The organism is Candidatus Aeolococcus gillhamiae, from assembly GCF_016464765.1.
Lineage (GTDB): Bacteria > Chloroflexota > Dormibacteria > Aeolococcales > Aeolococcaceae > Aeolococcus > Aeolococcus gillhamiae.
Genome location: NZ_JAEKNS010000093.1, coordinates 1 through 14,591, shown reverse-complemented (window position 1 = coordinate 14,591; position 14,591 = coordinate 1). Strand labels below are relative to the sequence as shown.

At 68.5% G+C, this 14,591-nt stretch carries 14 protein-coding genes, 1 tRNA gene and 1 pseudogene; 9 read left to right on the top strand and 7 right to left on the bottom strand.

The window, feature by feature from the left end:
- The 6 genes and pseudogenes from JF886_RS08915 to rsfS form a co-directional block, all read left to right on the top strand.
- Nucleotides 1-1,116, top strand: a 1,116-nt coding sequence (locus tag JF886_RS08915) for a hypothetical protein (RefSeq protein WP_337311629.1), incomplete at its 5' end; no start/stop codon positions are given.
- Between the two features lie 107 nt (nucleotides 1,117-1,223).
- Nucleotides 1,224-1,838 carry a 50S ribosomal protein L21 gene (gene rplU / locus JF886_RS08910; RefSeq protein ID WP_337311627.1) on the top strand — a complete coding sequence of 205 codons (615 nt, stop codon included), beginning with the start codon at nucleotides 1,224-1,226 and terminating at the stop codon, nucleotides 1,836-1,838.
- Nucleotides 1,828-2,148 carry a 50S ribosomal protein L27 gene (gene rpmA, locus JF886_RS08905; protein WP_337311624.1) on the top strand — a complete coding sequence of 107 codons (321 nt, stop codon included), beginning with the start codon at nucleotides 1,828-1,830 and terminating at the stop codon, nucleotides 2,146-2,148. Before rplU ends, rpmA begins: the two co-directional genes overlap by 11 nt.
- A gap of 17 nt (nucleotides 2,149-2,165) precedes the next feature.
- Nucleotides 2,166-3,446: pseudogene (gene obgE, locus JF886_RS08900) on the top strand (GTPase ObgE); the annotation flags it as partial.
- Complete coding sequence (nadD, locus tag JF886_RS08895; RefSeq protein WP_337311622.1) at nucleotides 3,436-4,056, top strand: nicotinate (nicotinamide) nucleotide adenylyltransferase; 621 nt, start codon at nucleotides 3,436-3,438, stop codon at nucleotides 4,054-4,056. The pseudogene obgE and the gene nadD, both read left to right, overlap by 11 nt.
- 9 nt (nucleotides 4,057-4,065) lie before the next feature.
- Nucleotides 4,066-4,413 (top strand): ribosome silencing factor, encoded by a 348-nt coding sequence (rsfS, locus tag JF886_RS08890; RefSeq protein ID WP_337311620.1) that lies wholly within the window; start codon nucleotides 4,066-4,068, stop codon nucleotides 4,411-4,413.
- An 8-nt stretch (nucleotides 4,414-4,421) separates the two neighbouring features.
- Here rsfS and JF886_RS08885 read toward each other — a convergent pair whose 3' ends face one another.
- Genes JF886_RS08885 through JF886_RS08875 form a run of 3 tightly spaced genes read right to left on the bottom strand, consistent with a single transcriptional unit; the run spans nucleotide 4,422 to nucleotide 8,489 of the window.
- Entirely contained in the window at nucleotides 4,422-5,783 is a 1,362-nt protein-coding gene (locus tag JF886_RS08885; RefSeq protein ID WP_337311618.1) for a rhomboid family intramembrane serine protease, read from the bottom strand.
- A 33-nt stretch (nucleotides 5,784-5,816) separates the two neighbouring features.
- Nucleotides 5,817-8,273, bottom strand: a complete 2,457-nt coding sequence (locus JF886_RS08880; protein WP_337311616.1) for a transglycosylase domain-containing protein — start codon at nucleotides 8,271-8,273, stop codon at nucleotides 5,817-5,819.
- Between the two features lie 60 nt (nucleotides 8,274-8,333).
- Nucleotides 8,334-8,489 (bottom strand): hypothetical protein, encoded by a 156-nt coding sequence (locus tag JF886_RS08875; RefSeq protein ID WP_337311613.1) that lies wholly within the window; start codon nucleotides 8,487-8,489, stop codon nucleotides 8,334-8,336.
- Between the two features lie 150 nt (nucleotides 8,490-8,639).
- On the opposite strand from JF886_RS08875, the gene JF886_RS08870 reads away from it, so the two are divergent.
- The gene (locus JF886_RS08870) at nucleotides 8,640-9,953 is read left to right on the top strand and encodes a DUF8689 domain-containing protein (protein ID WP_337311611.1); all 1,314 of its coding nucleotides are present in this window, start codon (nucleotides 8,640-8,642) and stop codon (nucleotides 9,951-9,953) included.
- An 84-nt stretch (nucleotides 9,954-10,037) separates the two neighbouring features.
- Here JF886_RS08870 and JF886_RS08865 read toward each other — a convergent pair whose 3' ends face one another.
- Both JF886_RS08865 and JF886_RS08860 read right to left on the bottom strand, forming a co-directional pair.
- Nucleotides 10,038-11,009 (bottom strand): hypothetical protein, encoded by a 972-nt coding sequence (locus JF886_RS08865; protein ID WP_337311609.1) that lies wholly within the window; start codon nucleotides 11,007-11,009, stop codon nucleotides 10,038-10,040.
- Between the two features lie 46 nt (nucleotides 11,010-11,055).
- A complete protein-coding gene (locus tag JF886_RS08860) occupies nucleotides 11,056-12,075 on the bottom strand; it encodes a hypothetical protein (protein ID WP_337311607.1) in 1,020 nt (339 codons plus the stop codon).
- A gap of 222 nt (nucleotides 12,076-12,297) precedes the next feature.
- Here JF886_RS08860 and JF886_RS08855 point away from each other — a divergent pair.
- Together JF886_RS08855 and JF886_RS08850 are read left to right on the top strand one after the other, a co-directional pair.
- Nucleotides 12,298-12,373: transfer RNA gene (locus JF886_RS08855), tRNA-Ala, on the top strand.
- A gap of 132 nt (nucleotides 12,374-12,505) precedes the next feature.
- Nucleotides 12,506-12,889: a helix-turn-helix domain-containing protein gene (locus tag JF886_RS08850; RefSeq protein WP_502711417.1), complete on the top strand. Its 384-nt coding sequence runs from the start codon at nucleotides 12,506-12,508 to the stop codon at nucleotides 12,887-12,889.
- On the opposite strand, the gene JF886_RS08845 is transcribed toward JF886_RS08850, so the two are convergent.
- Together JF886_RS08845 and JF886_RS08840 are read right to left on the bottom strand one after the other, a co-directional pair.
- Nucleotides 12,886-13,200 carry a hypothetical protein gene (locus JF886_RS08845; RefSeq protein ID WP_337311605.1) on the bottom strand — a complete coding sequence of 105 codons (315 nt, stop codon included), beginning with the start codon at nucleotides 13,198-13,200 and terminating at the stop codon, nucleotides 12,886-12,888. The genes JF886_RS08850 and JF886_RS08845 overlap by 4 nt on opposite strands.
- Nucleotides 13,201-13,249: 49 nt before the next feature.
- Complete coding sequence (locus JF886_RS08840; protein WP_337311603.1) at nucleotides 13,250-14,473, bottom strand: IS256 family transposase; 1,224 nt, start codon at nucleotides 14,471-14,473, stop codon at nucleotides 13,250-13,252.
- Nucleotides 14,474-14,591 lie beyond the last annotated feature (118 nt).

Here is a 14,591-nt window from a genome sequence, read left to right as displayed (position 1 = left end):
GCTCCGCGCCGCACAGCGCGCCTGAGCCGGGGCCCGCACCCTCGGCTGGTGCTGCGACGCCCAGCCGCCCTGGCGGCGGCGAGTCTGGCGCTCACCCCCCTGCTGTTGTCCGCCTGCGGATCGGGCAGCGGCCAGCTCAGTGTCAGCATCACCGGGGCACACACCGGCGCGAGCGGGTACGTCGCCACCGACCCGACCACCTACCCGCAGTATTCCCCCGGCGACGAGGCGATCTTCACCGTGCACATGGTCAACAACGGGCCGGGCACGGTCACCGGCGTCACCGTTCACGTCACGCTGCCGGAGGCCTTCCGCTACCACGCCACCACCGCCATCAGGGCGCCCGGCGCGACGCGCACCCAACCGCTCGACGCGGCGGTGAACAGCACCACGCCCATCTTCGGCCTGTGGACGCTGTCGCCACCGGGGGCGGCCGGCGCCGGGGTGGCCACGTCTGTGGACATCACCTTCACCGTCTACATCAACGGGCAGCCCGGCGGCGCGGTCGTGCAGGCGTATGCCGCCGGTGACACCAACGCGGGCCAGACCAACGCCACGGGCTACAACGTGATCGTCCAACCCGCCGCCAAGCTCACCGCCCTGGTGAGCGTCAGCCCCGGCACCGCCAAGCGCGGCGCCACCGTGACCTACCAGGTGAGGATCATCAACGGTGGCACGGGCAACGCCAAGAACGTCGGCGTGCTGATCACGCTGCCACCAGTGATGACCTTCGCGGGCAGCGTGACCCCCTTCGCCGGCAACGGGACGCGCAGCTCGGGTGTCGACCCCATACGCAACACGCTCGAGGTGTACTACGACGGCTTCACATTGCCGCCGCTCAGCAACGCCGGGCCCGGGTACGTGGTCATCGTGTTCAAGGTCACGGTCCTGGGCGCCGGGCGGAGCTTCAGCACGCCCGCGCCGACCGCGACGGCCACTCCGGGAAACTCGGACAACCAAGGAGCGACACCGAGCGCCACGGCTTCGAACGGACCGGCCCCGAGCAGTGCCCTCTCTACCGTTCCGGCCGGCACGTACACGGTCGACGCCAACATCACCGACAGCGCCGGTGACACGTACAGCCTTCACGCGGTGGCGCCGGTTTCAGTCGGCTAGGGCAGCGCCAGGCCGCATTTGGCCTGTGCTATCCTGCCCTTCCGCCTCAGCCCGCGGCACACGCGACCGCGCGGGCGCAGTTCCGCCAATCTCTCTCACGAGCAAGCATGTACGCCATCCTTTCGCACGGCGGCCGCCAGTACCGGGTCAGCGCCGGGGATCGCCTGGTTGTCGACCGTCTCGACGCCGAGGTCGGCAGTGTCGTCGGCCTCGAGCCCGTCCTGCTCACCGGCGGAAACGGCACCACCGCGGTGGGCAAGGACGTCGACGGCCTCCGCGTCGCGGTCACGGTGATCGCACACCGCCGCGGCGAGAAGCTGCGCATCTTCAAGTACAAGGCCAAGAAGCGCTCGCGCAAGGCGGCGGGGTATCGCAGCGACCTCACCGAGCTGCGCGTCGAGTCGATCCTCGCCAGGGGCGCAACCCTACCCCGGCCGAGCACCGCGCGCAGCTCGCGCAGCGCCGAGACCTCGGCGAGCGCGCCCAGTGAGCCGGCGCCGAAGGCTCAGCGCCGCAGCGCCGCCACCGCGTCTGCAACAGGTGTGTCGACCGCGACCGCGAAGCCGGCACCGAAGGCCGCCGGAGCGGCGCTGAAGACCGCGACCAAGCCGAAAGCGAAGGCGAAAGCGAAGGCGAGCACGAAGGCTGCCGGCGACGCCAAGCCGGCTCCCAAGCGCACCGGCACGAGTTCGCGCGCCAAGGAGACGAACGATGGCGCATAAGAAGGGCGGCGGAAGCTCGCGCAACGGCCGCGACAGTGCCGGCCGCCGCCTGGGCATCAAGCGCCAGGACGGCGAGGTGGTGCTCGCAGGCTCGATCCTGGTGCGCCAGCGCGGCACCAAGATCCTCGCCGGTGAGAACGTCGGCGTCGGTCGCGATCACACCCTGTACGCGCGTGCCACAGGGCTGGTCGCGTTCGATAGCACCGGCAAGGACCGGACCCGCGCCAACGTGCGCTCGCTGCCCATCATCGAGGTCGGTGAGCTGGTCGAGCTGGACGAGGTCGTCGAGGCGCCGTCCAGCGCCGGGTAGCAGGAGCACCGGCCACGTTCCTCGACGAGGTGACCATCGACGTCGCGGGCGGTGACGGCGGACGCGGTGCGGTGAGCTTTCGGCGCGAGAAGTACGTCCCGATGGGGGGACCGGACGGAGGCGACGGCGGCCGCGGCGGCGATGTCGCGCTGGTTGCCGACTCCACCGACCCGACCCTCGCCGGCTTCCGCGAGCGGCGTCGCTTCCACGCTCCGACCGGTGGCGCGGGCGGCAAGAACATGCGCCACGGTGCCGCGGGCACGGACATCGTGCTGCACGTGCCTCCCGGGACGATCGTCCGCGACGCCGACACCGATGAGCTGCTCTGCGACCTGGACCGCCCGGGAGCGCGCACGGTGGTCGGCGGTGGCGGCCGGGGCGGCCGCGGCAACACACACTTCGCGTCGGCGACACGGCAGACGCCACGGATCGGCGAACTCGGCGAGCGCGGCGCCAGGCGGCGCATCCATCTCGAGCTCAAGTTGATCGCGGACATCGGCCTGGTCGGACTGCCGAACGCAGGCAAGTCGACACTGCTGGCGGCGCTCACCGGCGCCCACCCCAAGATCGCGTCGTACCCCTTCACCACGCTGCACCCCAATCTCGGGGTCGCCGAGACGGCGTCAGGCATGACCCTGGTCGTCGCGGACGTCCCCGGGCTGATCGCCGGAGCCCATCTCGGCGTCGGTCTCGGCCTCGACTTCCTCCGCCACCTGGAGCGCACTCGGGCGCTGGTGCACCTTGTCGACGCCACCCAGACCCCGGAAGCCGTCGCCGACGCCATCGCCGCGGTGGACGGAGAGCTGACGGCGTTCAGCGAGGCTCTGGCCGCCAAGCCGCGATTGCTGGTGCTCAACAAGAGTGACCTGCTCGATGCCGACCAACGAGCCCGGGTTGGGGAGAGCCATCCCGGCGTGCCGCTGATCGCGGCAGCCGACCTCGAGGGCACATCCGAGCTTCTCGAGCGAGCCGCCGCACTGGTGGTGGCGGCGCGAACGGCCGAGCTGGAGGCCGCGCTGTCGCAACCGGGCGAGCCGGGTGAGCACCGCCTCTACCGCCACCGTCCTCGCCGTCAGGCGCCGGCGGTCTCCCGTGAGGGCGACGTCTTTCGCGTGACCGCCGACGGCGTCGAACGGGTCGTTGCGATGACCGACATGGAGAGTGACGAGGCGGTCGCGCGCCTCCAGCAGAAGCTGCGCAGCGCCGGCGTTGACGCCGCGCTCGCGGCCGCGGGGTGTGTCGACGGCGACACGGTGCGCATCGGCGAGCTCGAGTTCGTGTACGCCGATGACAGCTGAGCCCGACCGCGTCGCCGTGCTCGGCGGGACGTTCGACCCGGTGCACAACGCGCACCTGGTCCTCGCCATCGGCGCGCGCGACGCCATCGGGGCAGACGAGGCGTGGCTGGTGCCGGCGCACACGCCAGCCCTGCGCGACGAGCCGGTCGCGCCGGCACATCTCCGCCTGGCCATGCTGGAGACGGCGGTGCGCACCACGCCAGGCGTCACCGTCCTCGATGTCGAGCTGCGCCGCCGCGGTCTGTCCTACACCATCGACACCCTGGAGACATTGCGCGAGAAGTACCCGGACAGGGAGCCATGGTGGGTCGTGGGCGCCGATGCTGCGCGGCACATCCATGAATGGCACCGCAGCGATGAGCTTCTTGCCACCATCAGCCTGGTTGTCGTCCAACGCGCCGGCTCACCCTCCTTCGACGAGGCGCAGGCGCGCGCGCTGGGGCTCGACCTGGGCAGAACGCGGGTCCTCCAGCTCACGCCGCCACCGATCAGCGCGTCCGAGGTGCGCAGCCGCGTGGCCCAGGGAAAGCCGATCGCGGGGCTGGTCCCCGCCGCGGTCGCCGACATCATCGCGGCCAGCGGGCTCTACCGATCGGCTGCGGTGCGATAATGGTTGTGGATGACGCCTGACGACCTCGCCGCGCGGATCGCCGTGGCGGCGTCTGACAAGAAGGCGCGGGACGTCGTCACCGTCGACCTTCGGGGCAAGACCACCATCGCAGACTTCTTCGTAATCTGTGAAGGTGACACTGACCGGCAAGTTCGTGCCATTGTTGACAGTATCGAGGAGTCCTGCCGGACGGCCGAGGTGCGGCCGCTGTCCACCACAGGGTTGAAGGACGCCTCGTGGGCGTGCCTGGACTATGACTCCGTCATCGTGCACGTCTTCCTGCCCGGCGAGCGCACCTTTTACGACCTCGAGGGGTTGTGGAACTCTGTCGCGGCGGCCCGCGCCGCAGTGGACTGACCGGCGCGCTACAAGGGGGCGGTGTTGAACCCCGGCGAGGTGCCGAGCATGCCGACCACGTTGATGGCGGCGAAGATCAGCGCCATCCCTGCGGCGGCGTAGACGCCGTACACGGTCAGCAGCTCCCACGCCTGGAGGTCGCGGCCGCCGACGCGGCGCAGAGGAGGGAGCGCCAGCCCGACCAGCGCACCGGTGATGAACCCGCCGATGTGCGCCACGTTGTCGACGTTGGGAACCACGAACCCGAAGACGACCACGAACGCGGCGTAGGTGATCGCGTACTGGCGCATGGTGTTGGCGATGCCCACGGGCACGTCGCGGCCCTGGACGCGGCCGAGCACGAAGAGCAGCCCGAGCAACCCCATGATCCCGCCCGAGGCTCCGACGGTGAAGGTGGGACCATTGCCGACGGTGGCCACGAGTATCGATGCGAGCCCCGCGCCGACGGCGCCCACCAGGAAGGTCACCACCAAGACGCGCCAGCCGTACAGTTGCTCGACCAGCCGGCCGACGATGTACATCGCGAAGGAGTTGAAGATCACGTGCAGTGGCAGCCCGGATACGCCCAGCCCGCCACCGCCGGGATCGTGGAGGAATGCATACGACACGAAACTCCACCACCTTGGCGGCGCCGGGATTCCTAGCGAGTTCTGGTTGGACAGGGCTCCCATGGCGAACAGGCCGTCGCCGCCGCCGCTGCGGAGCAACACCTTTTCGCCGATGAACACGACCACGAACGCGGCGATCAGGGAGTAGGTGGCGATCGGCCTCGCGTTGAGCTGGGTCCGCGCGGGGGCGCTGTAGCCACCGGCCACCGCCTGGCGCTCCGCGAGGTCGACCGCGGCGAGCGTCGGCGCCTCCTGGCCCCCGAGCAGCGTGGTGGCACGCGCCCGGACGTCGCGCGGGGTGGGAAGGTCGGGCGGCGGAGGCAGCAGGACCGACACGTCACCCGCTGTGTCGACCGCGACCGCCCCGACCTGGACGGCCGGGTTGGTCGCCGGTGCGGTCAGCACACCCGGAACCGGGCCGAGGGCGACGATCAGGACGTCGCAGCGCTCCGCTCCCTGGACGGCCAGGCGCTCAGCGCCCCAGCGCGCCGCCGCAGCGCATCGGGCAGCGAGGTCGGGCCCGGCGACCGCCGGGTCGGGCGCGGGGGTGTAGAAACCGACGAACACGGCGCGCCGGCCGGTCCAGCTGGCTGCACCCAGCTCGTACTTCCCGTCCCCGAGCTCTCCCAGCCGCGAATCGCGGGGGTCGGTCAGGCGCAGGCGGAAGCGCGTCACCAGGTCCAAGGCGACCGCGCGCGCGAGCGCAGGCGGCTGTGGCGGCAGCCCCGGTGGCGGGGGAGGGGGCGGGGCCGCCTCGGTCACTCCGGGCAGTCTACCCAGCGCCTGGAGGCCGGGTCACCTCTTCCTGGGCGGGCGGGTTCTCGCGGCCGGAAGCGTCGGTTTCGGCCGCGCGGTTGTCGTCGGCGCGTCGGCCGGAGGAACCGGCGTCGGAATAGCATCTCCCGGGGCCGGCGGGCTGGTCCCCGCGTACGGGCAGTCCGCGGGAAGCCCTGGAGGCACGGGACTGCCGGCCGGGCCCCAGTAGTAACAGCCGCCGCCCGGGACGCCGCCGCCACTCTGGCTCCCCGGGAGGAAGAAGTCGGCGTTGTCGCCGCTCCCGACCGCGACGATGTCCTTGGGCATGGTGTACCAGTCCGCCTTGACGCCGGCCAGTGCCTTGACCATGTCCTTGTGCCAGATCGGCGCGGCCCCGGTGATACCGCTCGAGTTGTCGAGGTGACCGCACGCGTTGTTGAGCGGCTTCATGCCGTAGTGGGCGAGGTCCTGCGGGCTGAAGGGATCGTCGACGCCCTGGCCGTTGTAGACCACGTTGCCCCGCCTGATCGCGTTCGCCATGGTCGCGCGATCCTGGCCCCGCAGGCATGAGTTGTAGGGATTGCCCACCCACACCGTGCTGACCAGCTCGGGCGTCCAGCCCACCGTCCAGTTGTCGAGGAAGAACTCGGCCGTCCCGGTCTTGGCGCTCACCCTGCGGTCGGGGAGCGTGAGGTCCCCGTGGGCACCGAAGTCCATGACCCGGTTGGCGTCGTTGCTGGTGATCTCGTTGAGGATGAAGGCCACGTTCTCCGGTACCACGCGGCGCGCGGTCGCGTCGGGATTGAGCGTGAAGATCGCCTTGCCACTGCTGCGATCGACGATGTGATCCACCGGGCTGGGGTCATGGTGCACGCCGAGGTCGGCGATCGTCGCCGCGCCGTCGGCGAGTTCGAGCGGGGTGATCCCGTAGGGGAGCGACCCCAGGGTGGCCGCGTAGAACTTCGGACCGGGACGGTTGCTGGGATCGTTGAGCGAGGTGAGCCCCGCGGCGATCTCGAGGTTGGTGATATAGGGAATCCCAACCGCTGCCTCGACCTTGACCGCGGGAACGTTGAGCGAGTTGCCCAGGCACGTCTTCACCACGCAGGTGCCGTGCCAGCGGCGGTCGTAGTTGAGCGGTGAGTAGGTGGGCTGGCCGGGCCCCGGCGAGAGGTGCACCGGGGCGTCGAGGATCGGCGTTGTCATGGTGTACAGGTGCGACGCGATCGCCGCCGTGTACGTGAACAGCTTGATGGTCGACCCCGGACTTCGCGGCGTCGTCGCCATGTTGGTCTGGCCGATGGTGGGGTCCGTGTAATCCCAGGTGCCGACCAGGGCCAGCACCCTGCCCGTCTTGGGGTCGAGGTTGACGATGGCGCCGTCCTTGGCGTTGTGGCCGGTGCGGATCTTGGCGATGCCGTCGTGGAGCTCGGTCTGCGCGGCCTCCTGCTTGGCCTTGTCGATGGTGGTGAAGATGTCCCAGCCGCCGGGGTTGATGTAGTTGCCGCCGTAGTGGTCGTTGAGCCAGTTGATGACGTAGTCCTTGACGCTCGGATAGGAGTTGGGATTGCTCTCCGACCAATCGTGGAATGTGAGCTTCTCGGCGAGCGCGAGGTCCGCCTGCGCCTGGGTGATGTCGCCGTTGCTGACCATCGCCCCGAGCACCACGCTCTGCCGAGCCTTGGCCTCCGGGTTGGCGCCGTTGTCGAGCACCGGGTTGAGGGTCGTCGGTGACTGCGGCAGTCCGGCGAGCATCGCGGATTCCGCAAGATCGAGCTGCTTGGCCGGCTTGAAGAAGTAGAGCTCGGCGGCGGTCTCGATGCCGATCGCGTGGTTCCCGTACGGCACCCGATTGAGGTACATCTCGAGGATCTGGTTCTTGGTGAAGTTGGAGTCGAGCTCATTGCCGAGCACGATTTCCTTGATCTTGTAGTCGATCGATCGTTCGGGGCTGTTGAAGAAGCTGATCTTGGCGAGCTGTTCGGTAATCGTGGACGCGCCGCTGGTGTTGGTGTGGCGCACGTTGTCCCAGGCGGCCTTGATGAGGCGCGGCAGATCCCACGATCCCTCGCTGTAGAAGTGCCGGTCCTCGACGTCGATGGTGGCCTGCCTCATGTAGATCGAGGTGTTGTCGAGGGCAACGTGGACATGGCGCACGTCGTTGTCGTTGAACACCGCGATCAGGTTGTGCTGCGCGTCATAGACATGGCTGTCCAGGGGCGGCTCCATGGCCGCGACCGTGGCGGCGTCAGGGAGCTGGGAGCGGTAGGAGGCGTAGGCGACGAAGACCGCTGCCACCGTCGCGCCGGCGACGGAGGCGAGCACCGCAAGGACGACGAGCAGGACGCGCAGCCGGCGCCGCGGGCGGGAGCGGTGGAGGTTGGCCCGGCGCCGTCGCTGCGGCGGTTCCGAGCCTCTGGGCGGCCGCACCCGGCGGCGCGGGCGCGCGGACAGGTTGCCGCGGGGGCGGCTCGGTCGCGATGAGCTGGAGCGCACGGAAATCCTCAGTACCGATCGCGTTCGCGCCAGTGCTGGAACGGGCCTCGGCGGGGCTGGTTACGCAGGACGGAGCAGCACGGCCACGACGTACAGGGCCACCACCACCGCCAAGAAGAGGCCGCCGGCGAGCACGACGCCGAGGCCCTCCTCGATCCAGAAAGGCCCGATGCGGCGGCGGTCCTTGGCCCCCTCGTCGATGGGAACGGGCTGCATCGCCCTGAGCCTAGCAGGCCACCCGTGGAGCGCCCCCGCGCCGAGTTGGCGGCAACAGCGGCGCGGCATTGTCCGATGGCCTGTCACTCGATGACGCGGCTTGGCAACGGCTCGAATCCGTCGAAGTGCCCGATGACACAATCGGCGCTGATGGCTGTCTTTGCCGCTGCCCCTGTGTCCTCTCCGATTGCCCTGCCGCCAGAGCCGCGGACGGCCGAGGAGACGGGCCTGCCCTTCAGCTTCATCTGCGACCTGGTCCTCAAGGTCCTGTACTTCAACGGCAACATGCTGGGCCGCGACCTCGCCGCCCACACCTGCCTGCCGTTCACCTTCCTCGAGGGCACGCTCAAGTTCCTCGCCGACGAGGGCTACATCAGCACCACCGGGGTGCGCATGACCTCGCTGGCTCACGGTGAAACCCTGAGCGCCGGCATGGAGCACCAGATCTCAGGAACGGGGCGGCAGAAGGCCCGCGAGCTGATGGAGCTCAACCAGTACGCCGGCCCGGCGCCGGTGCCCATCTCCGAGTACAGTGCCATGGCCGAGCAGCAGGCCGCGGTGGACGGCGTGGTCAACCGCGCCCGCCTCCACGACGCGTTCAGCAACCTGGTGCTCTCCGAGAGCGTGCTCGATCACCTCGGGCCCGCCCTGAGCGCACGCGAGGCCATCTTCCTGCACGGGCCACCGGGCAACGGCAAGACCACCATCGCCGAGGCGGCGGCCTCGCTCATGGGCCCACCCGTGTTCGTGCCGCGTGCCCTGTACGTGCACGGCGAGATCGTCAGGTTCTTCGATCCCATCCACCACGTGACCATCGACCGCGAGCTCCCCGCCCACGACCGCCGCTGGCAGCTGGTGCAGCGCCCCGCGGTCAAGGTAGGTGGTGAGCTGACTCCGCGCATGCTCGAGCTGAGCTACGACACCACGCTCGGCTTCTACGAGGCCTCGATGCAGCTCAAGGCCAACGGCGGCCTGTTCCTGATCGACGACTTCGGCCGCCAGCAGAACATGTCGCCCCGCGACCTCCTCAACCGGTTGATCGTCCCGCTCGAGAAGCACGTCGACTACGCCAACATCAGCCGCGCCGGAACCACGGTGGCGGTCCCGTTCACCTGCCTGCTCATCCTGTCGACCAACATGCGCCCGCAGAACCTCATGGACGAGGCGTTCCTACGCCGTGTCCACTTCAAGGTGCACGTGCCCGATCCCACCGAGGACGAGTACCGCGAGATCTGGCGGCGGCGCTGTATGAGCGAGGGGTTGCGCGTCGAGGAGGACGTGATTACCCGCCTGATCGCGCGGCACTACACCGCCAAGGGTCGGTCCCTGCACGGATCGCATCCGCGTGATCTGCTCAACCACATCATCCACGCGGCACGCTACTTCGGGCGCCCCGTGGCCATGACCGACAGCCTGATGGAATGGGCCTGCGAGACCTACTTCGTCGACGAGGACGCCGTCTAGATCCTGCGGATGCCCCGCAGGCGCTCGGGTCCAAGAGAGCGCAGACCAAGGATGTCGTCTCGCCAGCGGAACCGTGTGTGTCGCTCAGGAGGGTTGGCGGTGACGGGAGCGAGGACCCTGAGCCCGATCACGGGCTCGTGCGCGGCGGCGTGCACGCGCCCTCAATCGCCACGCGGTCAGCAGGAGGATGAGGCCGCAGAGGATCACAATCGCCCATGGGCTCACCACAAGGATCTGCCTCTCAATCACGATGTCGGTCGTCGCCGAATCGGTGTTGCTCGGGTACGACACCCGCACCGAGAGGGTCACCATGTCGATCAGCAGCCCGGGCGAGGCGCTGACCGGGAAGTTCCGCGACCGCGCGATCGGAACCAGGGACTTGGCGATGCGTGCTTGTAGAGGCGTTGTGACCACCCATGAGGTGACGTCGTTCTCGCCCCAAAACTGGACCGCGGCCTGGCCAGTGTTGCGAACAGCCAGCTGGCCTTTGACCTGGCTTCCGAGCACGAAGTCGGCGAGGTGGATCGGACCCAGGTTGAACCCCTGAACATCGAGGTTCGCGGCCAAGCTTCGGGCGCGCGGGCCCGGCACATCGATTGTGAGGAATCCGCCGATCTGGTTCACCACCTTGACGCCCGGCCCGGTGGGAACGGGTCGCACGACGAACCCTACGTAGTACAGGTCGGGGGAGATCGTCGCCGGCATCCGCACTGTGACGTAGACGTCGATGTACGACATGGCGGGGATGACGAGACTGCCCGCCGGGAAGTCCGCCTGGTTGACCCATGCAGGGTCGGGCGCCCCGGTGAAGGTGACCTTCCCGTTGTCACCGAGCTCCACTCCCATCCCTGTCACCGTGACGGTGACCGGTGCCTGCGTCGGGTCGAGGACGCGGATCATGATGCGACCGGTGTCACCGGCGTGGAACGGAACCGGCTCCGATGGAACGGATACGGCAATCGACCGCGGCGCTGGCGAGGGGGCCGCCGCCGCAGTCAGTGGCGCGAGAAGGACCGCTGCCATGACGGCAGCGGTGCCCAGCGATTGACGTCTCATGATTCCCGCCAAGGAAGTCACAACCCTTTGTTGCGTGTGGTTCGGATCAGGTGTAGTTCGGGGTTACCGTGTAGGTCAGAGTGTCCGTGAAGGTGGTCGCCTGCACCGAGTAGTCGATGGCTGTGCGGTCCGTGATGGCGAAGGTGTCGGCCGTCGCACCGGTCGCATTGGCCCTGGTGGCGACCACCTCACCCGCGCTGGTGTACCCGGCGAACTTCGACGCTGAGAACGCTGCGTCAATGGTTGCGCCCGTGCCGGTCACGGTGTAGCCGGTGTTGGGTGCGCCAGGCCAGGCCAGCGAGGTCGCCTTACCGGCGGACACCTGGGGGATCGTGGGGTTGCCTGTCGCTGCGCTCTGCAGGTGGGTGGCAAGGTCCTTCACGGTCAGCGTGTACCCCGAGTTGGCATTGGTGAGCACGGTCAGGTTGATGACCTGGCTCTGGTCGGCGAGCGCCGGAAGGCTGGGGTCCAGCGCCAGCGTGAAGGCCGTGGTGTCGACCGTGAAGGTCAGGCTCTTGGCGACCACGATCGTCTTGGCGGTATTCGAGGCTGCGAAGGTGACCGACGGTCCTGGAGACACCGTGTCGATCGTGGTTGGAGTGGCGGTCTGGGTTGTGATCGCCGTGGTGTATGCACCGCCAGGCGACGGGTTGGTCACACCCGAGAACTCGACGAAGATCGGGATACCGGCCGACACCGACACCGCGGCGGTCACCGTGTAGGTGATCGTCTGGCCGGCGCGCGTCACCGACCCCGCTCCGATGCCGTACGCGGTGACGATTGCGGGCACACCGCCGAGGTTGGCTCCGGAGACGACGAAGGTGATCGACTTGATCGTCCCCGTGGTCGCGGTCTTGAACGAGTAGCCGTAGTTCACGTTCGCCGCGCTGACCTGGTTGTTCGACACGGTCCAGCTGTTGTTGGTCAGCGTGGCGGCCAGTGCCGACGGCGCCGTGACAATCAGCAGCGATGCCACAAGGCCGCACGCGGCCATGATCGACGTGGAGCGGCCACCCAGGCCGGTGCGGCGAGCAGCCGCGGGCATTTCGAGAGAGGGGTTTTTCATCAAAGCGGATGATCGCCGCCGGCCTTGGATCTCTCGGCGTGGACCGGCGATTCGCGACCGCCTCTTCACGTCAGCGTTGCAAACGACGTAATCGCTGCCATCTCGTATCCGCACGGCGACACTCCCCGGTCCGGCCCCTGGTGGGCTCACCACTCAGGACGCGCGGCAGCAGCCCGAGCGCATTGACAGCCTCGGCCTATACTCGGCTGCGCCTCGGGAAACGGGGCGGTAGCTCAGCTGGGAGAGCGCTGCCCTCGCACGGCAGAGGTCGGGGGTTCGAGTCCCCCCCGCTCCACCACCGGCTTTTCGAATACGAGCCGGCGGTCTCCAAGCTCCTGCCAGGAGCCTCCAGAAAAACGTGGGATGTTGCTGTCCGCGGCCGAGTCCTGTCAAGGCCCGTATGAGCCATGCGGAGCGTATCATAAGAGCCATGAGCCCCATGGCCGACGTGACGCCCCTCAATACCGTCCTTCGGGACATGCCATTCCGCGAGCGCCTCGTCGCCCTCCGCAAAGAGCACGGGCTCACCCAGCAGAAGCTCGCCGACCTCGCCGGCCTCAACGTCGTCCAGATCCGCCGGTACGAGACTGATGCCTCCCAACCCTCCGTCGAGGCCATCAAGAAGCTCGCTCAGGCGCTACGTACCACCACCGACCTGCTCATCTTCGACAGCGGCGAGCGCGGCCCCGATGACGACCTCCGCCTCCAGTTCGAGGCCGTCAAGCGCCTCGACCCCGAGGACCGCCAGGCCGTCACCACCCTGCTCGACAGCGTCCTCGTCCGCCATGAGGTGCGACGCTTGGCTAGCGGCTAACTGTTAGTCGCCGCCGTGACTCCGAGGAAGTGGATGTCCTTTCCTGCTGTCATTTTCTTGCGAGTCTCCGCGGCCCAATCATCGTACCCAGGCCCGTAGGGAATGCGCTGCTGGCAGAGCATGAAGAAGGACTCGAAAAAGTAGGGCTGCGCGGACGCCTCCTGCAACGAGTCGCACACCTCGACTATGCGCACCTCACCTCGCGACATGCGCACGAGGTGAGGCTTCACAGCATCGATCAGCGGCGTCGGATCCACGGCGTCGAAGACTCGACCCCAAGTGAGGAAGAACCGGTCCTCGCCAGTGGTCAAGTCCCCTGTAGTGGTGTGAATTCGCTGGAGTTCTCACAACGTCGGTGAGTTACGCGGCGAGCCCCTCCGTGAGCGGGTTGGTAAGCAACGGCGGTCCGTCGGGATGCAGCAAGCGAGCCATGGACTGCTGGCTGAAGTGGCGGCGCCCGTCCTGCCATTCGTCGTGCTGGTCCTGGAGCACGGCGGTGAACAGGCGCATCAACGACGCCGTGTTGGGAAAGATGCCAACCACCTTGGCGCGGCGGTCCAGCTCAGCATTCACGCGCTCGATGGCGTTCGTCGAGGAGATCGAGCGCCAGTGGTCCACGGGGAAGTCGAGGTAGGCGAGCACGTCCGCCTCGGCGGCGCGCAGCTTGGCGGCAACTCCGGGAAAGCGTGGCTCGAGAACAGTGAGTGCGTGGGCCACGGCGTCCTTGGCGGTCTCCCGGGTCGGCTGCAGGAAGATGGACTTCACCACCGCCAGCACGGCCGGCGCGTGCGTCTTGGGCACGGCGCTGGCCACGTTGCGCAGAAAGTGCACCTTGCAGCGTTGCCACGTTGCGCCGGCGAACACCTGGGCGAGGGCGCTGCGCAGACCTTCGTGGGCATCGGAGATGACCAGCTGCACGCCGCTCAGCCCGCGTCGTGCCAGGCTGCGGCAGAACTCCACCCAGAAGGCCTCGGTCTCGCTGGGGCCCACCGCCAGGCCCAGCACGCTCTTCTCGCCGCTGTCACGGACGCCCACGGCGACCACCGCTGCCTGGCTCACGATCCGTCCACCCTGGCGCACCTTCTCGTACGTGGCGTCGAACCAGACATACGGGTACGGCTCATCGAGGGGCCGGTCACGAAACTCGGCGAGCTCCTCGTCGAGCAGCGCGCAGATCCGGCTCACCTCGGTGCGGCCGATGCTGCAGCCGCCGAGCGCCGCCATCAGGTCATCGACCTTGCGGGTGCTGATGCCGAGCACGTAGGCCTCTTGGACCACCGCCAGCAGGGCCCTGTCGATGCGCCGGCGCGGTTCGAGCAGCGAGGGGAAGAAGCTGCCGGTGCGCAGCTTGGGGATCTGCAACTCCAGGCGCCCCGATCCGGTGTCGAGGATCCGCTCTCGGTACCCGTTGCGATGCGTCGTCCTCGTCGCCGTGCGCTCGTGGGGACTGGCGCCAATGTGAGCGGCCGCCTCGGCCTCGATGAGTCGTTGCATGGCGTGCTCGAGGACGCGCCGAAGAACGTCAGCGTCGGCGCCGTCGAGGTGGTTCAGCACCGCCTGGTGTGTCATCCTGTCCTGGGCCATCGTGGGTCTCCTGGTTTGGGTTGAAGCTTTCCAAGAGAACTCCGCGGTGGCCTTCTTTGTCTACCTCGCCGGCAGGCTGGGGCTCACCCGGATTTACACCACACTACGGGACATCACT

Excerpts from the sequence above, each read along its gene's own strand:
- rplU (WP_337311627.1), top strand. The coding sequence starts at position 1,224 with ATGTACGCCATCCTTTCGCACGGCGGCCGCCAGTACCGGGTCAGCGCC.
- rpmA (WP_337311624.1), top strand. The coding sequence starts at position 1,828 with ATGGCGCATAAGAAGGGCGGCGGAAGCTCGCGCAACGGCCGCGACAGT.
- nadD (WP_337311622.1), top strand. The coding sequence starts at position 3,436 with ATGACAGCTGAGCCCGACCGCGTCGCCGTGCTCGGCGGGACGTTCGAC.
- rsfS (WP_337311620.1), top strand. The coding sequence starts at position 4,066 with ATGACGCCTGACGACCTCGCCGCGCGGATCGCCGTGGCGGCGTCTGAC.
- JF886_RS08875 (WP_337311613.1), bottom strand. The coding sequence starts at position 8,489 with ATGCAGCCCGTTCCCATCGACGAGGGGGCCAAGGACCGCCGCCGCATC.
- JF886_RS08870 (WP_337311611.1), top strand. The coding sequence starts at position 8,640 with ATGGCTGTCTTTGCCGCTGCCCCTGTGTCCTCTCCGATTGCCCTGCCG.
- JF886_RS08865 (WP_337311609.1), bottom strand. The coding sequence starts at position 11,009 with ATGAGACGTCAATCGCTGGGCACCGCTGCCGTCATGGCAGCGGTCCTT.
- JF886_RS08860 (WP_337311607.1), bottom strand. The coding sequence starts at position 12,075 with ATGAAAAACCCCTCTCTCGAAATGCCCGCGGCTGCTCGCCGCACCGGC.
- JF886_RS08850 (WP_502711417.1), top strand. The coding sequence starts at position 12,506 with ATGAGCCCCATGGCCGACGTGACGCCCCTCAATACCGTCCTTCGGGAC.
- JF886_RS08840 (WP_337311603.1), bottom strand. The coding sequence starts at position 14,473 with ATGGCCCAGGACAGGATGACACACCAGGCGGTGCTGAACCACCTCGAC.